This window comes from Aquirufa sp. ROCK-SH2 (assembly GCF_054558315.1).
Genome location: NZ_JBPXKB010000002.1, coordinates 123,608 through 141,066 on the forward strand (window position 1 = coordinate 123,608; position 17,459 = coordinate 141,066).

At 35.1% G+C, this 17,459-nt stretch carries 16 protein-coding genes; 4 read left to right on the plus strand and 12 right to left on the minus strand.

The window, feature by feature from the left end; translation table 11 throughout:
* Positions 1-4 precede the first annotated feature (4 nt).
* The 9 genes from V7S79_RS04530 to V7S79_RS04570 all read right to left on the minus strand — a co-directional run bounded on the left by V7S79_RS04530 (position 5) and on the right by V7S79_RS04570 (position 10,510).
* Positions 5-445 carry a UpxY family transcription antiterminator gene (locus tag V7S79_RS04530; RefSeq protein WP_459489372.1) on the minus strand — a complete coding sequence of 147 codons (441 nt, stop codon included), beginning with the start codon at positions 443-445 and terminating at the stop codon, positions 5-7.
* A 48-nt stretch (positions 446-493) separates the two neighbouring features.
* Positions 494-1,570, minus strand: a complete 1,077-nt coding sequence (gene gmd, locus V7S79_RS04535) for a GDP-mannose 4,6-dehydratase (protein WP_459489373.1) — start codon at positions 1,568-1,570, stop codon at positions 494-496.
* Positions 1,571-1,652: 82 nt separating this feature from the next.
* Positions 1,653-3,425 (minus strand): AMP-dependent synthetase/ligase, encoded by a 1,773-nt coding sequence (locus V7S79_RS04540; protein ID WP_459489374.1) that lies wholly within the window; start codon positions 3,423-3,425, stop codon positions 1,653-1,655.
* Between the two features lie 85 nt (positions 3,426-3,510).
* Positions 3,511-5,007 carry a tetratricopeptide repeat protein gene (locus V7S79_RS04545; RefSeq protein ID WP_459489375.1) on the minus strand — a complete coding sequence of 499 codons (1,497 nt, stop codon included), beginning with the start codon at positions 5,005-5,007 and terminating at the stop codon, positions 3,511-3,513.
* A 294-nt stretch (positions 5,008-5,301) separates the two neighbouring features.
* A complete protein-coding gene (locus V7S79_RS04550) occupies positions 5,302-6,948 on the minus strand; it encodes an Ig-like domain-containing domain (RefSeq protein ID WP_459489376.1) in 1,647 nt (548 codons plus the stop codon).
* Positions 6,941-7,825, minus strand: a complete 885-nt coding sequence (locus tag V7S79_RS04555) for a class I SAM-dependent methyltransferase (protein WP_459489377.1) — start codon at positions 7,823-7,825, stop codon at positions 6,941-6,943. The genes V7S79_RS04550 and V7S79_RS04555 overlap by 8 nt, the downstream gene beginning before the upstream one ends.
* A 2-nt stretch (positions 7,826-7,827) precedes the next feature.
* Positions 7,828-9,687, minus strand: a complete 1,860-nt coding sequence (gene mnmG / locus V7S79_RS04560) for a tRNA uridine-5-carboxymethylaminomethyl(34) synthesis enzyme MnmG (protein ID WP_459489378.1) — start codon at positions 9,685-9,687, stop codon at positions 7,828-7,830.
* Between the two features lie 29 nt (positions 9,688-9,716).
* Positions 9,717-10,133 carry an rRNA maturation RNase YbeY gene (ybeY, locus tag V7S79_RS04565; protein WP_459489379.1) on the minus strand — a complete coding sequence of 139 codons (417 nt, stop codon included), beginning with the start codon at positions 10,131-10,133 and terminating at the stop codon, positions 9,717-9,719.
* A 23-nt stretch (positions 10,134-10,156) separates the two neighbouring features.
* Complete coding sequence (locus tag V7S79_RS04570) at positions 10,157-10,510, minus strand: YraN family protein (protein WP_459489380.1); 354 nt, start codon at positions 10,508-10,510, stop codon at positions 10,157-10,159.
* A 203-nt stretch (positions 10,511-10,713) separates the two neighbouring features.
* On the opposite strand from V7S79_RS04570, the gene lipB reads away from it, so the two are divergent.
* Both lipB and V7S79_RS04580 read left to right on the plus strand, forming a co-directional pair.
* A complete protein-coding gene (lipB, locus tag V7S79_RS04575; protein WP_459489879.1) occupies positions 10,714-11,469 on the plus strand; it encodes a lipoyl(octanoyl) transferase LipB in 756 nt (251 codons plus the stop codon).
* 1 nt (position 11,470) lies between these two features.
* On the plus strand, positions 11,471-12,199 hold the full coding sequence (locus V7S79_RS04580) for a 3'-5' exonuclease (protein ID WP_459489381.1): 729 nt from the start codon (positions 11,471-11,473) through the stop codon (positions 12,197-12,199).
* Here the strand turns inward: V7S79_RS04580 and V7S79_RS04585 are convergent, their stop codons facing one another.
* From V7S79_RS04585 to V7S79_RS04595, 3 genes are read right to left on the minus strand one after another with little or no spacing between them, the layout of a single operon-like run.
* Positions 12,200-12,835, minus strand: a complete 636-nt coding sequence (locus tag V7S79_RS04585) for a NeuD/PglB/VioB family sugar acetyltransferase (protein WP_459489382.1) — start codon at positions 12,833-12,835, stop codon at positions 12,200-12,202.
* A gap of 1 nt (position 12,836) precedes the next feature.
* Positions 12,837-14,030 carry a M14 family zinc carboxypeptidase gene (locus tag V7S79_RS04590; protein WP_459489383.1) on the minus strand — a complete coding sequence of 398 codons (1,194 nt, stop codon included), beginning with the start codon at positions 14,028-14,030 and terminating at the stop codon, positions 12,837-12,839.
* Positions 14,030-15,238: a chloride channel protein gene (locus V7S79_RS04595; RefSeq protein WP_459489384.1), complete on the minus strand. Its 1,209-nt coding sequence runs from the start codon at positions 15,236-15,238 to the stop codon at positions 14,030-14,032. The genes V7S79_RS04590 and V7S79_RS04595 overlap by 1 nt, the downstream gene beginning before the upstream one ends.
* Positions 15,239-15,356: 118 nt before the next feature.
* Here V7S79_RS04595 and V7S79_RS04600 point away from each other — a divergent pair, with 118 nt between their 5' ends.
* Positions 15,357-16,736, plus strand: a complete 1,380-nt coding sequence (locus V7S79_RS04600; protein WP_459489385.1) for a DEAD/DEAH box helicase — start codon at positions 15,357-15,359, stop codon at positions 16,734-16,736.
* A gap of 11 nt (positions 16,737-16,747) precedes the next feature.
* Positions 16,748-17,455, plus strand: a complete 708-nt coding sequence (locus V7S79_RS04605) for a tetratricopeptide repeat protein (protein ID WP_459489386.1) — start codon at positions 16,748-16,750, stop codon at positions 17,453-17,455.
* Positions 17,456-17,459: the final 4 nt, after the last annotated feature.

A 17,459-nucleotide genomic window follows, 5' to 3' on the forward strand; every position in this document is an offset into this window, starting at 1 on the left:
TTTCTTAATTATTTAATTTAGCAACTAACTCAAATCCCAAACTTTTAATTAACAACTTTACTTCATTTTTATTTTTTAAACCAATTACTTCTGCTTCTTGTCCCATCATGGCACCTGAATCTAATAGCACGACATCTCCCACTTTAAGTGTTTTTGACAATGCTTCAACTTCTGAATATTCTGCTAAAAATGAACGGATTAAGTTAATTTCCTCTTCTAAAATAACAGCAGGCTGCTGTAACCAATAGACGAAATTAACTACGCCAACAGTTTGGCGGACTATGACATTTTGAGTAGAATAATCAATATTTATAAAAACATAAGATCGAAAAACAGGTTCTTCAATCCACTTTTTTCGGTCCGACCATTGTTTTTTTCTTTTAACCAATGGACAATAACAATCAATACCCTTGGCTATTAATCGCTCTGAGACCTTTTTTTCCATTCTGGACTTTGTGTACAAAGCAAACCATGCCATATTGTTTCATTAATACTATACGGTAAACAATTTCACGTCTGATTCCATCATATCTTTTACCAAGGCCGGTAAATCATATTTCAATGTCCAACCTAATTTCTCCTTTGCTTTAGTCGGATCTCCAATCAATAATTCTACTTCCGTAGGTCTGAAATAACGAGGGTCCACGTTAACCACCTCTTTCCCTATTTCCAAATGATACAAAGGATTGTTACATGCTTTCACTTTGGCGATTTCATGTACCCCTTCTCCTACAAATTCCAATTCAATGCCCACTTCCTCAAAAGCCATTTTAACGAAATCCCTCACCGTAGTTGTAATTCCAGTAGCAATCACATAATCCTCCGCCACTTCTTGTTGCAAAATCAACCACATCGCCTCAACGTAATCTTTGGCATGTCCCCAATCTCTTTTGGCATCCAAATTTCCTAAATACAATTTATCTTGTTGACCTAAAGCTATTTGTACCGCACCTCTCGTGATTTTTCTCGTAACAAATGTTTCCCCCCTCAATGGCGATTCATGATTAAACAAAATACCGTTCACCGCAAACATATCATAAGCCTCTCGGTAATTAACCGTTATCCAATACCCATACAATTTAGCAACAGCATAAGGAGAACGTGGATAAAACGGCGTTTTTTCAGATTGTGGAACTTCTTGTACTAATCCATATAACTCAGAAGTGGACGCTTGATAGATTTTTGTCTTTTTCGTCAAACCCAACAATCGAATCGCTTCTAAAATACGTAGGGTTCCGATTCCATCTACTTGAGCGGTATATTCAGGCTCATCAAAAGAAACCTTCACATGCGACATCGCTCCTAAATTGTAAATTTCATCGGGTTGTACCTCTTGAATGATTCGAATGATATTGGTAGAATCACTTAAATCGCCATAATGCAAATGAAAATTGGACGAATCTACATGAGGGTCTTGATATAAATGATCTATTCTTTGTGTATTAATCAAGGAACTTCTACGCTTAATTCCATGCACCACATAATCCTTCTCCAACAAAAATTGAGCTAAATAGGCCCCATCTTGTCCCGTTATTCCTGTAATTAATGCTACTTTTTTCGTCGAATTCATGCTTAAAAATAATATTTTCCAATAATCTGGTACAAGTTTCAAAAATACTAAAAATTAAAGAGAGTGCCGAATTCGAACTCACTTAATTATACAATGGTAATATTAACGACTCATATTTGGCGTATATAATTTTTCGTTTCAATTTCAAAGTTGGCGTTAACTCCCCATCCTGAATGGTAAATAACTCTGGCAATAAGACGAATTTTTTCACTTGTTCGTATTTGGCAATATTGGCCATGGTCATTTTAACTTCATCCTCCAACATTGCCACAACCTTCGGATGATTGATCATTTCCAAATGTGTCTCCGATGCTATCCCGTGTTGTTTACACCAAACTTTTAATGCATTGAACTCAGGAATGATTAAAGCAGAAGGAAATTTTTGTCCTTCACCAACGACCATACATTGTTCAATAAATGCGGATTCCTTCAATTTATTTTCAACCAATTGAGGTGCTACATACTTACCCCCAGAAGTTTTGAAAATTTCTTTTTTACGATCCGTAATTTTCAAATATTTTCCCTCTACCATCGTTCCAATGTCCCCCGTATGAAACCAGCCTTCTTTATCTATCGCCTCTGCGGTAGCTTCTGGATTGTTGTAATAACCTGGCATGATGGAATCTCCTTTGACACAAATTTCTCCATCTTCCGCAATTTTTAATTCCAAACAATCCAACAAAGTTCCTACACAACCAATTTTAAAATCAGGTGGGCTCACCTTTGAAACAGAAATAACGGGTGAGGTTTCTGTCAATCCATATCCTTCTGAAATGGGAATACCCGCCGCCCAAAAAACCCGGGATAATCGAGGTTGTAAAGCTGCAGAACCAGAAGTTATCAAACGAATGTTTCCGCCTAAAGCTTCTTTCCATTTACTGAAAATCAATTTACGATAAACGCCTAATTTGATTTGATCCCACATTCCCAATTTGACCATCGGATCATATTGTAAGCCAAATTCCACCGCACCAAAAAACAAGCTTCTTTTTAAACCAGTTAATTCATTTCCTTTGGCCATTATTTTATCGAAAACCTTTTCCAATAATCGTGGAACAGTAGCAAACATGCTTGGTTTCACTTCTCGAATATTATCCGCAATGGTCTCCATACTCTCCGCATAATAAACCGAAACACCATAATACATGTACATGTAAATATCTGTACGTTCGTAAATGTGACAAAGCGGCAAGAAACTCAAGGCTTTATCTCCTTCATACAATTCAAAAAATCCTCCGCGAACCAAGGCTTTCACATTGCTGATGATATTTTTATGTGTTAACATTACTCCCTTAGGTTTTCCTGTCGTTCCCGAAGTATAAATCAAGGTTAATAAATCATCTGCTTGTACTTTCGACTTTAATGTTTCTAAAACTGATGCATCTTTTCCGCCTCCTAAATCAATGACTTCCGTCCAAAATTTTGCCCCTTCTATTGGATCAAAGGTATAAATCGCTTGGATATTGGAATTTCCTTGGGCAGCTTCCTTCGACTTATTTAATAAATCTTCTGTTTCAGCAAATACAATTTTTACCTCCGAATCTTTGAAAATAAAGGCATAATCCTCTACCGTAATGGTCGGATACATCGGAACGGAAACGGCACCAATTATTTGAATCGCAAAATCTAAAAAATTCCATTCTGGACGATTCGAGGAAATAATAGCTACTTTATCATTCGGTTGAATTCCTAACTCGATTAAACCTAGAGCAAAATCATTGATGATACCCAAGGTTTCTTGTGCGGAATAAGTTCGCCATTGTCCATTTTCCTTTTTACAAAACAAATCCGTTTGATTACTTCCTTTATAAGCATTTAATAAATCAAATACCCTTTCTAATTGTTGATGTTGCATAGTTTTATAAGCTCAAATATTCCCAAAGTTATGGAAAACACTTTGACGTATTATAGAACTTTCCGATTATTTTTTTGGAAAAAATTTATGGCATTAATAGTTGATTTCTAACCTCTACTTGAAATAAACTTGTTGGATAAGATTCTATGAATTTTTGGCAAGCATTTTTATCTCTAAATTGGCTCAATTTAAGGTAATAATACAAGGCATCGTCGGCATAAATATCCTGAGGAAATCGTTCAAATAGATCATAGAAAAGCTTTTTTGCTTGATCTTCATTTTTCAATTCCATTTGCCTTTTCGCTTGTAAAAACAATACATCGTCTTCTAAACTTGATTTTTGAGAGTTTTGAGAAAACTCACTCAAGGCTAAATCGCCAGCTGAAAATTTCTTTTGTTCAAACAACCACTGAATTTTAGAAAAGGCTTTCAAATTTGTTTCTAAGGAATCCATCCCTGTATTGTCCTCAATTACCCATCGTAAATTCAAGGCGTCATTGGAAATTTCACGTTGAGAACTTTCTTTTAAAATGTCCAATAATTCTTTCGCCAATTCAAAATCGCCAGTATAATAATAAATTTTAGCTTTTTTAAATTTTGCTTCATAAGACATAGGACTATCCTTAACTTGTTTTTCTACTTGTGATATCAAAATCAAGGCATCGTATTTTTTTTCTTGAAAAGACAAATAATCAGCCAAGTCCATTTTTAATTGAGCTTGTAAAGCATCACTCTGAATCTTAGGTAAAGCATTTTGCAGAAGCACTATAGCTGAATCCATTTCATTTAATTGATAAGCCCATAATTTCGCTTCTTTCAAATACGTTTCTTGTGCGATGGACTGAGCAGCCCATTCTTTTCTAAATAGACGATAGGAATGAATTAAATTTTTAATGGAGGAAGGCTCTATGCTTGACTGAGAAAAAATCAATTGCTCTTTACACATCAAAGCCAGCTGTTTCCATCTTGAAATCTTAACAGCGTTTGGATAAATTTTAATGATATAATCAAAAACTCGATTGGCTAATTCCCATTCTTGATGCTGAAAAAGTAATTGTCCAAATTCAGCCAATTGTAAACCCCCTTGCTTTAATCGAATATCTAATGACCTTCTTTGTAACCAAGCCTTTTCGTATTGATGATTTAAAATATATATCTGAATCAATGTTTCTAAATGATTCGTCTCATTGGGAAATTCCTGAATTTTTAAAATGAGATAACGTTCCAGTTCAGCAACGGGTAGTTGTTCAGAAGATAAGTCGCTCACAAAATCAATGGCGGTATTTAAGCCATGCTCTTCTATCAACTTATCCACAACTTTTCCACAATAACTAATCCATTTTTCTTTTAAATTAGCATCATTTGAAAAATTATATATATTTAAAGTAAATAAAGCACCATTTTTTGAGGCTAATTGAAATAATTCATCCACTTTAAGATCTCTTTTTTCCAAATTGCGAATAGAAAGAGCTTGTTTGAATTGTTTAATCAATAAACTATCTGTTGGAATAGCTATTTTTTGTTGTGCCAAAGTATTGGTAAAACAAATCAAGAACAACAATAAAAATACATATCTAAACATCTTTCAGTTTTATCCACATGATATAATTTAAAAAAAAGAAATTTTAAAATTTAATCTTTTTTGTTTCTATTTATTGTTCTGTGTGGATTTGTGGATAAGTTAAATATTACTTTGTAAATTATTGATAATCTTATTATTATGTTTTTTAGAATTCATTATTCAATGTGTATAACTGTTAACATCTCTGGGGATAAGTGTGGACTTTCCCACATGGCATGCTTGATGGCTACTGTTATACACATCTATGTTGAGTGACTGTGTATAAATTATACGTTTATCCACAGCTTATCCACATCAATTTTGGGTATTTATCAACAGGTCAGTTATTTGAAAATTAGCCTTCATTTTGATCTTTCCTTCCATGAAATAAATGTTTTCAGGCTTTTCGTATTTTAAAAAATTACCAATATCCCATACTCCATTTTTATTTTTATCTTCAATGGCCCTTATGATATATGTTCCAGGTTCCACGTGCTTAAAACTGAATGATTCATCCACAGTCAATTTCTGGTACATTTCATTGTTGAAAGAATTTAATAGCTCCACAATGTATTTAGAACCATTTTTTGCTTGATTTATTCTGCCTTCCAAAATTCCATAGTTTTCCAGATCTTGTCGCTCTATTTTTTGTTGATAAACCAAATTTGTATCAGATTCAATGCTGACAAATGCTGCTTTTTCTATTTTTAATTCAAATTCATTTTTCTTAGGAAAGAAAAATGTGGGTAATGATAATTCATTTTTGAATTTATTCCAGTGGTAATATTCTGCCGGTATGCTTAATTGCTCATTAGGTCCAGTTTGCCAAGTGATTTTCGTTAAATCATAGGTTTTAATTGGTTTTTCAAAATGAATGAGTAATGAATCATTGGGAGATAAAAGAGTTCCCAATGCTGGTTTTATATCGAAACGCATGGAATTTGGGAGTACCTTTTCCTTTTTGTTAATTTCTCTAAATTTTAATTTTAAGTCAAATTTTGTTTCACGTCCGAGTGAATCTTCCAACATTGCCCTTAAAAATAAGGTGTCTTTCTTGTCGATATCATCTACATAAAAACGGATATTTTTATTGTTTTCTAATTGATAAACTGGAATTACATTTCCTTTGGCATTTGATAAAGTAATATTTTTAATCCCTCTATTGTATTCATATAAAATGGTTTTTGCTGTAGAGGTAACTTTCAGCTGTTTTATTGGATCTAAATTTTGCAAAGCAATTTTAAAATCCTGTTCTCGATTGCTTGTTAGCGTAATGAATTTATCTGTGATAAAATCGACTTGTTCTTTATTTGAATTTAATAACAGATTGTTGTTTATATCTTCAAATGCGGCTAAGTAATATTTTCCACTTGCTAAATTTTCTAGTGAATAATTACCTGAAGTATCTGTTTTTGTAAAATAATAGGGTTTTACTTTGTCGATTCTTAAGGTATCCGTATAGGGATAAAGACCGACCAAAATATTTTCAATCTTTTTGTTGTTATGCAATGTTTTAACGTTTCCCTTGATGACAAGAGAATCAATCATATTTGATGTACTAAATACCAATTTGATGTTTTTGCCTATATTTCTTTCTGATACATCTTCAATAGCATTTCTAAAATTGAAGGTATAGGTTGTATTTTCTTTCAAGGCACTATCTAAAATGATACTTACTCCGTTGGGTTTAATTTTTGTTTCATAGAATCCAACATTTGGAGTAATGAGTAATTCTTGATTGATGTTTCTAATGCTGATGTATTCATTGAAGCTTAGTTCAATTTTCTTCCCTTTGAAATTTTTACTTTTATTGAGAGGAATAGATTGTATAATGGTGGGAGCTAAAGTGTCTTTTTTACCCCCTGGTGGTGATGCGATTTGTGCACAATTTTGAAACAACAATTGTGCCAATACAAAGAGTATGCTAGATAATAAAACAAACTTTTTCAATACTTTATGCATGTTCTAAAATGTATAAATTGCTAGAATAGTTTCCTGTTTTAAAGTAAGCTTTTAAATTGGAAATTAATCCGATGATAAACGAAGCGATTAATTTTTTATTTCCGTATTTATATTGATTGCTCAAAAGTGCTATGTAAAAACTATCAAAAATTAGACCCTTGCTTTTGACAAGTTTAAATCCATGTTGTCGGGCCAAAAAGTCTAAGGTACTTGGATTAAAATGATAGATATGACGTGGAACATCATAAGCTGCCCAATATTGTTGAAACACTTCCGCATCGTAACTTTTGTGATTGGGAAGGGCAAAAAGTAATTTTCCTTTTGAGGATAAATGTTGTTGAAAGAAGTCAAAATATTCTTTGATTTCATACACATGTTCAAGTACGTGCCACATGGTGATTAAATCAAAATTTTCATTCTGTGGAATATTATTGATAGATGGGTGTATATCTTGTTTCAACAATTCGCTTGCGCGCTTTGCCGTTTCAGGATCTAATTCCATTCCTGTAATTTTCCAACCCTTATCTTGACTGGCTTTTAAAAAATGGCCATTTCCACAACCAATATCTAAAAGTTTTTTTTCTCCAATTTTATAAGGATCAATCCAACTTGTTTTTTGTTGTAAAGTTATATTTCTAACGAAATGGTATAATCGATTGACTAATCCTTTTTGCGTATTGCTATGAGAGATATAATCTTCTGATTGGTAGTATTTCCCTGCTTGATCTGCTTTGGGTCTTGGATTCGTAAATAGTAAATGACAAGATTCACATTTCACAATTTCAAACGTATTTTGTGAAACGGTATAATCTATGGCATGTAAAGCTGCTGTAAAATGTTGGTGACCACAAGAAGGGCATTCACTTAATTTTTCCATAATTATCTTCCCATAAATAAAAGTAAGATTGAAATATCGGATGCGGAAACACCTGATATTCTACTTGCTTGTCCAATCGTTTGTGGTCTAATTGATTTTAATTTAATCCTTGATTCAGTAGATAAGGTTTTAATCTTGTCGTAATCGAAATTTTCTGGAATACGTAAATCTTCCATGGATTTCATTTTATCTACCATGATTTTTTCTTTGGCGATATAGCTTTCGTATTTCACGACGATTTCTACCTGCTCTATTACTTCTTGGTGGTATTTTTCTTTCAAATTGGAAACTGTTGAATGTTCCAATAATTGTTCAAAAGACACATCAGATCTCTTCAATAAATTGATAATGGGTGTCCCCTCTTTTAAGGTTGCCGTACCCTGAGTTTCTAACCAATCGTTAATTTCAGTGGGTTTTATTTTTGTGGTTTTAATTTCTTGAATTAATTCCGCCACTTTTTCTTTTTTCTCCAAGTAAACATCCAACCGGTCTTTTTTTGCAAGTCCCAAATCGTAGGCTTTTTCGGTCAATCGTTCATCGGCATTATCCTGTCTCAAAAGCGTTCTAAATTCAGCTCTAGAGGTAAACATGCGGTATGGCTCGTCGGTACCTTTGTTGATTAGGTCGTCAATCAAAACGCCGATATAGGCATCGGATCTTGAAAGAGTAAATGGATCTAATTCTTGCGCTGTTTGGTGGGCGTTTATCCCAGCCATGAGTCCTTGGCAAGCGGCCTCTTCGTAGCCAGTTGTTCCATTGATTTGTCCCGCAAAAAACAATCCTTTAATCAACTTGGTTTCCAAGGTTGATTGCAATTGCGTTGGCGGAAAATAATCGTATTCGATGGCATAACCCGGTCGAAACATTTTGGCTTTTTCAAATCCAGGAATTAAACGAATGGCTTCAAATTGTATGTCCTCTGGAAGTGAAGTCGAGAAACCATTGACATAGATTTCCACGGTACTCCAGCCTTCAGGTTCTACAAAAATTTGGTGACTATCTTTATCGGCGAAGCGGTTGATTTTATCTTCTACGGATGGACAATATCGAGGACCAAGGCCTTTGATTCTTCCTGCGAACATGGGCGATTTGTCAAATCCTTTTCTCAGTACATCATGAACTTTGGTATTGGTATGAGAGATCCAACATGACCTTTGTTCTTGAATGGGAGTCTTGCTTAGGTAAGAAAAGCTACTTGGTTTTTCGTCCCCTTTTTGCTCTTCCATCGCACTATAATCTAGGCTTCTTCCATCTACCCTTGGTGGGGTTCCTGTCTTCATTCTCCCTGATTCAAAACCTAATTGAACCAGTTGTTCCGTTAGACCTACTGCCATCGGTTCAGCCATTCTTCCTCCTCCAAAACTTTTTTCACCGATGTGAATCAGTCCATTCAAAAAGGTTCCATTGGTTAGTACCACGGAAGTTGCGTAATAGGTCATGCCCATTCGAGTAACAACCCCTTTTACGCTTCCATTTTCTACGATCAATTGCTGAACAGAATCTTGCCAAAAATCGACCAATAAATTTTGTTCCAAGACCATTCTCCATTCCTCGGCAAATCGCATGCGATCCGACTGGCATCTAGGCGACCACATAGCAGGGCCTTTGGAGCGATTCAACATTCTAAATTGAATCATGGTTTTATCCGAAATCAAACCTGACATACCCCCCATCGCATCGATTTCTCGAACAATTTGTCCTTTGGCAACTCCACCCATGGCGGGGTTACAAGACATCTGTGCGATGGTTTGCATGTTCATTGTAATCAGCAAAACTCGGGAACCCATTTGTGCGGCAGCGTGAGCTGCTTCACAACCTGCGTGTCCTGCACCTACTACAATTACATCGTATCTATTTTGCATTGTTAACATTGTTTCACGTGGAACAAAACTTAGGCTTCGAACCTTGAAATATAAAAATCTTCTTTTTCAGTCATCCGTGTTTTGTCTTCTTTTTTCTTGTCTTTATAGCCAAGCAAATGCAACAATCCATGGACCATCACTCTGTGTAATTCTGTTGCAGATGTACCTAATTTTTCCCCATTTTCTTTTACTCTTTCGTAGGAAATAAATATATCCCCTTCGATATTTTTTCCGCCATCTGAATTGTCAAAAGTCACAATATCTGTCAAGGTATCATGGTTCAAATATGCTTGATTAATTTGAAGCAAATATTCATCTGAGCAGAATATATAATTAAGCTCGCCAATGTTTTTACCTTCGTTTTTGGCCACTTCTTTCAACCAAGCTTTGTGTTTGTTTTTATCAGGCAATGAAAAAACTAGGTCTTCTGTACTAAAAGTTATCATATCACAATTACTAAACCGCGAATTTACGAAAAAGCATCCTCGAAATGCTCAATTTTATAAGCTTGTTGTAAAAAAGTAACAGCAATGGCATCAAAGCGTATTTCTTGTCGCCAATTTATTTCATATTGATAAGCATTGGCAGCTTGAAATAAAAGATGGGTTTTGTCGCTCGTGATATTTGTTTCTGGATGGCCAAAATCTATTTTCTTGAGCGACTTTACCTCAACAAACACCAGAAACTTTTCTTTTTTGACAATCAAATCTACCTCTGCTTTTCCGCAGCGATAATTTCTTTCTACTATCTGATATCCCTTTTTCTCCAAATACTCTCCTGCCAATTGTTCCGCTAATTTTCCTTGCTGTATGTGTTTTGCCATTTTGTTTTTTATCAAAATTAGGCACTTTGTTTCTCCAGATTGAACAGTTAATTGATAATCTAATGGCTTTTATATGATTATCAAATACTTGATTTTTTCTTAAATGTTTCACGTGAAACATGATTGTTTTCTTAAATGTTTTACCATTCTTGTATATTTGTTTTTCATTTTTCAAGGGCTATTTGATGCGCCCAATTGGTAGTATAAACATGGTGCAAAATAAAACGGTACAGTTTGTTGATTTAGGGCCTATCGCTTACAAAGAAGCTTGGAATTTACAAGAATCATTGTTGGCGAAAACTTCTTCCATTAAATTGGGAAATAGAGCTAAGTCGGACGAAGAGAAAGCCCTAACTCCTAATTACTTGTTGTTCTGCGAACACCCACATGTTTATACCTTGGGAAAGAGTGGTGATATATCCCACTTATTGATGCAAGAAGAGTTTTTGGCTAGCATCGGCGCCAGCTTTTTCAAAATTAATCGAGGTGGCGACATTACTTATCATGGGCCTGGACAATTGGTCGGCTACCCTATTTTCGATTTAGAAAACTTCTTTACCGATATACATTTGTACCTGAGAATGTTGGAAGAAGCCATCATATTAACCTGCTCAGATTATGGCTTGAATGCCGGTCGAATTGACGGATTAACGGGAGTTTGGATTGATCCTGAATCAGAAAATACCCGAAAGATTTGCGCCTTTGGCGTAAAAGCCTCTCGCTGGATTAGCATGCATGGCTTTGCGTTTAATCTCAATACCGATTTAACATATTTTTCGCACATCGTCCCCTGTGGCATTGCTACCAAAGGAGTAACTTCATTAGCAAAGGAATTGGGATGTTGGGTGGACGAAAAGGAGGTTAAAAGCAAAGTTTTAAATCATTTAAGTCGATTATTTCAGTTTGAATTAAATAATGTTTCACGTGAAACATTAGAAAGTGCCAAAGTAGAACTATGATATGGAAATCTTAAAAAACTTTAAAAGCACCCTGTTTATCGATATAGAAACGAGTTCCGGATTGTCAGATTTTTCCCAACTTTCTGATAAAATGAAAGAATTGTGGATAAAAAAAGCGAAGAACTTGTTGAATGTAGATCAGGTGAGCCTTGAAGATTTGTATTTTGAAAGGGCTGCTTTATATGCGGAATTTGGAAAAATTATTGTCATTGGCATGGGTTTTTTATATCTGAATACGAAAAAAGAGCTATCTCTGAAAGTAAAAACCATCGCCAATACAGATGAAAAGGTGTTGTTGGAAGAGTTTATCGAGTTTGTGAATAAGACATATAAATCTAAAGAATTAACCTTGGTTGCGCACAATGGAAAGGAGTTTGATTTTCCTTATTTATGTAGAAGAATGTTAGCCAATCAATTGATTATCCCCAAATCATTGCAATTACAAGGAAAGAAACCTTGGGAAATAAACCATCAAGACACTTTAGAACTTTGGAAATTTGGAGATAGAAAAGCCTATACTTCTTTGGAATTATTGGCTGAGACGTTGAACATAATAGGGGCTAAATCCGATTTATCTGGGGATAAAGTTAATGCCGTGTATTATCTAGAAAAGGATTTGGATCGGATTGCTAAATACTGTTTGGAAGATGTTATTATTGTGGCCCAACTCTTTTTGCGATTTAATTTCTTAGATCTGGTTGAGCCACATAACATCATTAAGCTAGAATAATTATATCATTTTAGCTGGATTTCCGAATACTCGCTTTGAACTTGGCACATTTTCTATCACAACACTTCCTGCTCCCACTGTAGCGCCTTTGCCAATTTTAATACTTCCGACAATCGTAGAATGAATGCCTATAAAAACATTGGCATCTAATTTGGCTTCTTTCCCAATGACAGTTCCCGCTCCTATTTGGCTGTAATCATCTATATAAACACCCGTTTCTATGATGGATCCTGCTCCAATGATGCAACTTTCCCCAATTTTTGCTTCTGGAGAGATAACACTTCCTGCACCGATGAATACTCCATATCCCAAATTTTTGCTATCCGATATCTGTGCGGATGGATGTATGGCATTAACGGGTTTTACTTTTCTGTCTTCAATGATTGTTTCTATCATTTTTCGTCTTTCAACGGGATTATCTAATGCTACAAAAACTCCGCAATTTTTGCCAATTAAACTCCAATATGTATCGTCTTCTGTGTTTCCAAGCACCGGAATTTCTCCTACGTATGTATCTTTTTTCTTTGGGTCATCGTCAAGAAAACCATATATGACTACATTGTTTTTCTCAAAAATGTTAGCAACTTCTAAGGCAAATGGATTTATTCCGATGATAATAACTGGTAATGATGTCATATTATTGATTTATTTTATTTGTATAGTCTGTTAATTTAAATGCTATTTTGTCCTTTTCAGTGAATATTAATTCGTTGTATTCTCCTTCTAATATTATTTTATGGCTTTTTCCTAATTCAAAACGACTTCCATCTATTTCAATTAATCCGTATAAATGACTCATGTCTCCAATGTCTTCTATAGTCCATGAAAAGGCTATCTTTGAATCTTTTGATACCTTTTCTTTTAAATTAATAACCAAATCCGCTCTTTGTAAATTGTCGGCTGTAATGGGGGCGTTCGTTATTTTGATGTCTACGATTGACTTTTCATTTGTTGGTAATTGAATATACAATTCTGTGTTTTCCTCTTCCCATTTAGACTCAGCTATTGCATGAAAGGCATCTAATAGCATGCAAGCGTTGAGTTTTCTTAAGCTTTGTTTTTCTAAATCCCAGCCTGCACCACCAGATTCGATTAATAATAACCCATATCCTCTCGATTGAAATGTATCACCAAATGCTCTTCTTTCATATTCATCTGTCCATTTGGCAATCTTATTTTCTAAATAGGGCTTTAGTTGTTTTGTTAATCGGTTAGCTAATTTTGCTGCTCTAATTCTTGATTCTGTCCATGTGCCAGCTTTATCACCTGGTGTTGCTAACAAGGCAATATGTGTTTGATGTTTAGTATTTCCTGCTGAATATAATCTATTTTGATCGTGTAAATTAAATGCAAATTGTGGTTTTATTTTATCTGCCCAGTTTGATAAAATTCGAGCTTCAGTGGTGTGTAATTTTTGTGCATCTCTATTCATATCTATTCCCAAAGCGGTTTCCCTTTGCCATTTAGATGCTCCATCAGCATTTAATTTGGGAATAATATGTAAACTAATTTTTTGATGTAAATTTTTCCTTAATACTTCAAAGTCATCCCCTTTTTGGGATAAAAAAAGCAGTATATCTGCAATGGCCATGGTGGCTGTTGCTTCATCACCATGCATTTGTGACCATGCAGCAATTTTAATAGGTCCTATTCCAAATTTTATTTCATGAATAGCTCTGTTTTCGTAAGTTCTTCCAATTTCATTTATTTGAAATAATGGATTATTCTTCCATTCAGCCAATAAAATTTGCCAAGTTTCATCAGAGAATCTTCGCTCTTTAATTCTTGTTTCTTGGAAGGAATGATAGTGTTGATAGAAATTGTTAAACATCATTTATACTTTGGTTTTGGAATCCATGCACTCCAAATTTGTGATTTAAAAATACCTTGAGATCCTGAAATATAGATTACGATTATCGTACAAATTAAATAGATAAAGCCTGCACTTCCTCCAAATAGTTCGATACCCATCAACATACCTGAAATGGGTGTTTTACTTAGACCATGGTATAAACAAGTAAAACCGATAGCTGCTAAAAGTGGAATAGGTAAAGGCAGTATGTTTGACAGACTGTTGGCTGCGTGTGATCCAATCAAAAATAGTGGAGTTGCTTCTCCCCCTTTGAAGCCTAAGCTTAAACTTAATATTGTGGCAATGGATTTGAAAAGTGGAAATTCAAATGAGACATTTCCGTGGAACGGTCTTAGTAAAAATTCAGAGCCCAAACCTCGACTTTCTTGAAAATGGGAAAATTGAAAAATTCCTAGCAAAATAAGGCCAGCAACTAGGCCTTTTGAATAGAAATTTCCGGGCAATTGTGCGAAGGCTTTAGAAATAATCGATTCTGAGTGCTTATAGATGAGGGCAATTATACCTAAAAATAGTCCAATAGAGGCAATGGACAAACAAAATGAGGGTGTAATGGCGGGCAAAAAAACGCTTGGATAAAATGGATGTTTTGTGCTGTACACGTGGAGACTCGTAAAATTGGCTAAAAAACTAGCAAAAAGACAAGGAAGGAATGAGCGAAAATTTATTTGGCCAATTTTTGAAATTTCTAATCCGAAAAAACAACCCGCCAAGGGAGTTCCAAAAACAGATGCAAAGCCAGCGGATATTCCCGCCCTAATCCAAATTTTTTTTTCGTCTTCTTCCAATTTTAATTTTTCTACCCAATTCGAAGCAAAACTCCCTCCCATTAAAACTGCTGTTCCTTCTCTTCCGACGGAAGCTCCAACGATGTGACTCGCCCAAGTAGCGATTAAAATAAAGAACCCAGTGTTTTTGTTGACAACAGGTTTAGATTCGTTTAATTGGATGACCAAATCATTGGTTCCCGTTTTTGACCAAACAAAACCTTTTTGATATAAATAATGAAAAATAATACCCAGAAAGGGTAACAAATAAATGAAAGTTAGATGCGATTCTCGTAGAACTTTCATTTGTTCTAAACCCCATAAAAATAGCGAAGATGCAGATCCTATGGCAAAAGAAATCGTCAAAAGAAGCATCAATCGGCGAAGCCAAATGTTTCGCATTATTTTCATTTTATTGATTTTGCAGGTAAAGGTAAATAAATCTGCTTTCATAATTGGAATAGTCCCACAGTCTTTGGTTCTAAATATGTACCTTTGTTTTTATCATTGACAAAATCGAATGTCTGAATTTTTAAAATTAGGCTTAAATCCGCAACTTCAGAGGGCGTGTGATGCCATTGGTTATACATCCCCCACACCTATTCAAGAAAAGGCAATTCCTTTATTGCTTGGTGGACATGATGTGTTAGGTATTGCACAAACAGGAACGGGTAAAACAGCAGCTTACGTTTTGCCTATTTTGATGCAATGTAAATATGCACAAGGGAAAAATCCACGGGCTTTGATTTTGGCACCTACGCGTGAATTGGTGATGCAAATTTATGAGGTGATGATTGAATTAGCTCAGTTTACCGATTTGCGTATTTTGGCTTTATATGGTGGTTTGGGTCCAAAACCACAGATTCAGGCTTTGGAAAATGGGATTGATATTTTGGTTTCAACGCCAGGGCGATTCATTGAATTGTACCGCAAAGAAGCCATTGTTGTTAAAGAGTTGAAACATCTAATTTTAGATGAAGCAGATAAAATGATGGACATGGGTTTTATGCCTCAAATCCGTCAGATTTTAGAAAAAATTCCTTATAAAAAGCGACAAAATGGATTGTTTTCGGCCACTTTTCCAGAAAAAGTAGAAAACCTTTCACATGAGTTTTTGGAATTTCCGATCAAATTGGAAATTACTCCACAGGCTACTCCAGCGAGCCAAGTTACCCAATGGGTTTTTGAAGCGCCGAATTTAAAAACCAAGATTAACGCCTTGGAATATTTTCTTCAAAATCCAGATTTCGAGCGAGTAATGGTTTTTTGTCGGAGTAAAGACGTGGCGAATCAAGTCGAGAAATTTTTGATTCGAAAAGTTTTGAATGAAGATCAAGTTCGAGTAATACATTCAAATAAGGGTCAAAATACGCGAATTAATGCCATGCAACAGTTTAGAGAAGGTTTGGTGCGTGTTTTGGTTACAACCGATGTTGCTTCACGTGGAATTGATATTCCGAAAGTTTCCCATGTAATAAATTTTGATGTTCCCTTGATTTATGAGGATTATGTACATCGAATTGGTAGAACGGGCCGGGCGGCGGAAGTGGGAGAATCCATTACTTTTGTGACATTGTCAGAGGTTTATCATTGGGCTAAAATAGAGCAAATTATTCAGCAAAAGATTGATATTTTACCATTTCCAGAAGGGATTTTGATCGAAGACACACCCTTTTTGGAACAGCAAGATATGTTACGTGCGGTGGATGATCAGAGAAAAAGGGAAGATCCAGACTTTAAAGGCGCTTTTCACGAGAAAAAAAGACGTCCAGGACAACAAGCCGCAAGCAAGAAACCACAAGGATCTAAGCCTAGTGCAAAAGCTACACCAAGAAATAATCGTCCAAAAAAATCAACAAATTTTCGGGGAGGAGCATCATCAAATAAAAAGAAAAGATAGTTTTGTAAAATATGAAGCATAATTTGAAACAAATATTTTCTTTAATCGCCTTACTTTTTTGTTTTTCTGGTCAATTGCTCGCTAAAAATTTAGCAGATAGCTTGGTCAAAGAACAAAAATATCTACCCCTTTTTGGGAAGAAAAAATTAAATAACAAAGACGCCAAGGACTTACAAGCCTTTTTACTTTCCTGCGATGAAAGTTTTTCATCTAGAAAAGAAGCGGCGAAGTTTTTTTCCGACCGAGCTTGGGAGTATGTTTCAGAAGGCAAACCAGACACCGCTACCTTTCGATTTAATTATGTAAATGCTTTGGATTCAACAAGTTATGAATCTTATTGGGGTTTAGGTGTTATTTCTTTTCAAAAAGAACAGTTCGGTCTTGCATTGGAATTATTGGGCAAAGGATTGGAATTGGATTCCACACAAACAGTTATGCGAGTGGATTATGCCATTGTAAAACTTTCTTGTTATTTAAAAAACCAAGAATGTGGCACTCTGGCAGAGGTAGAGTCGATATTAGCTCGTTGTTTAAAAGAGGATCCGAGCAATGCTAATGCATGGATGAAAAGATGTCAAGTGGCTTATTTATTAGGCAATTATGAATTGGCTTGGGCGTATTTTCATGAATGTCGGCAGTTAGATTTTCTGCAATTGGACATCAATTTCGCCTCTCAATTGGTCGAAAAAATGCCTGATCCTAAGGGCTTTTTTAAATAAACTT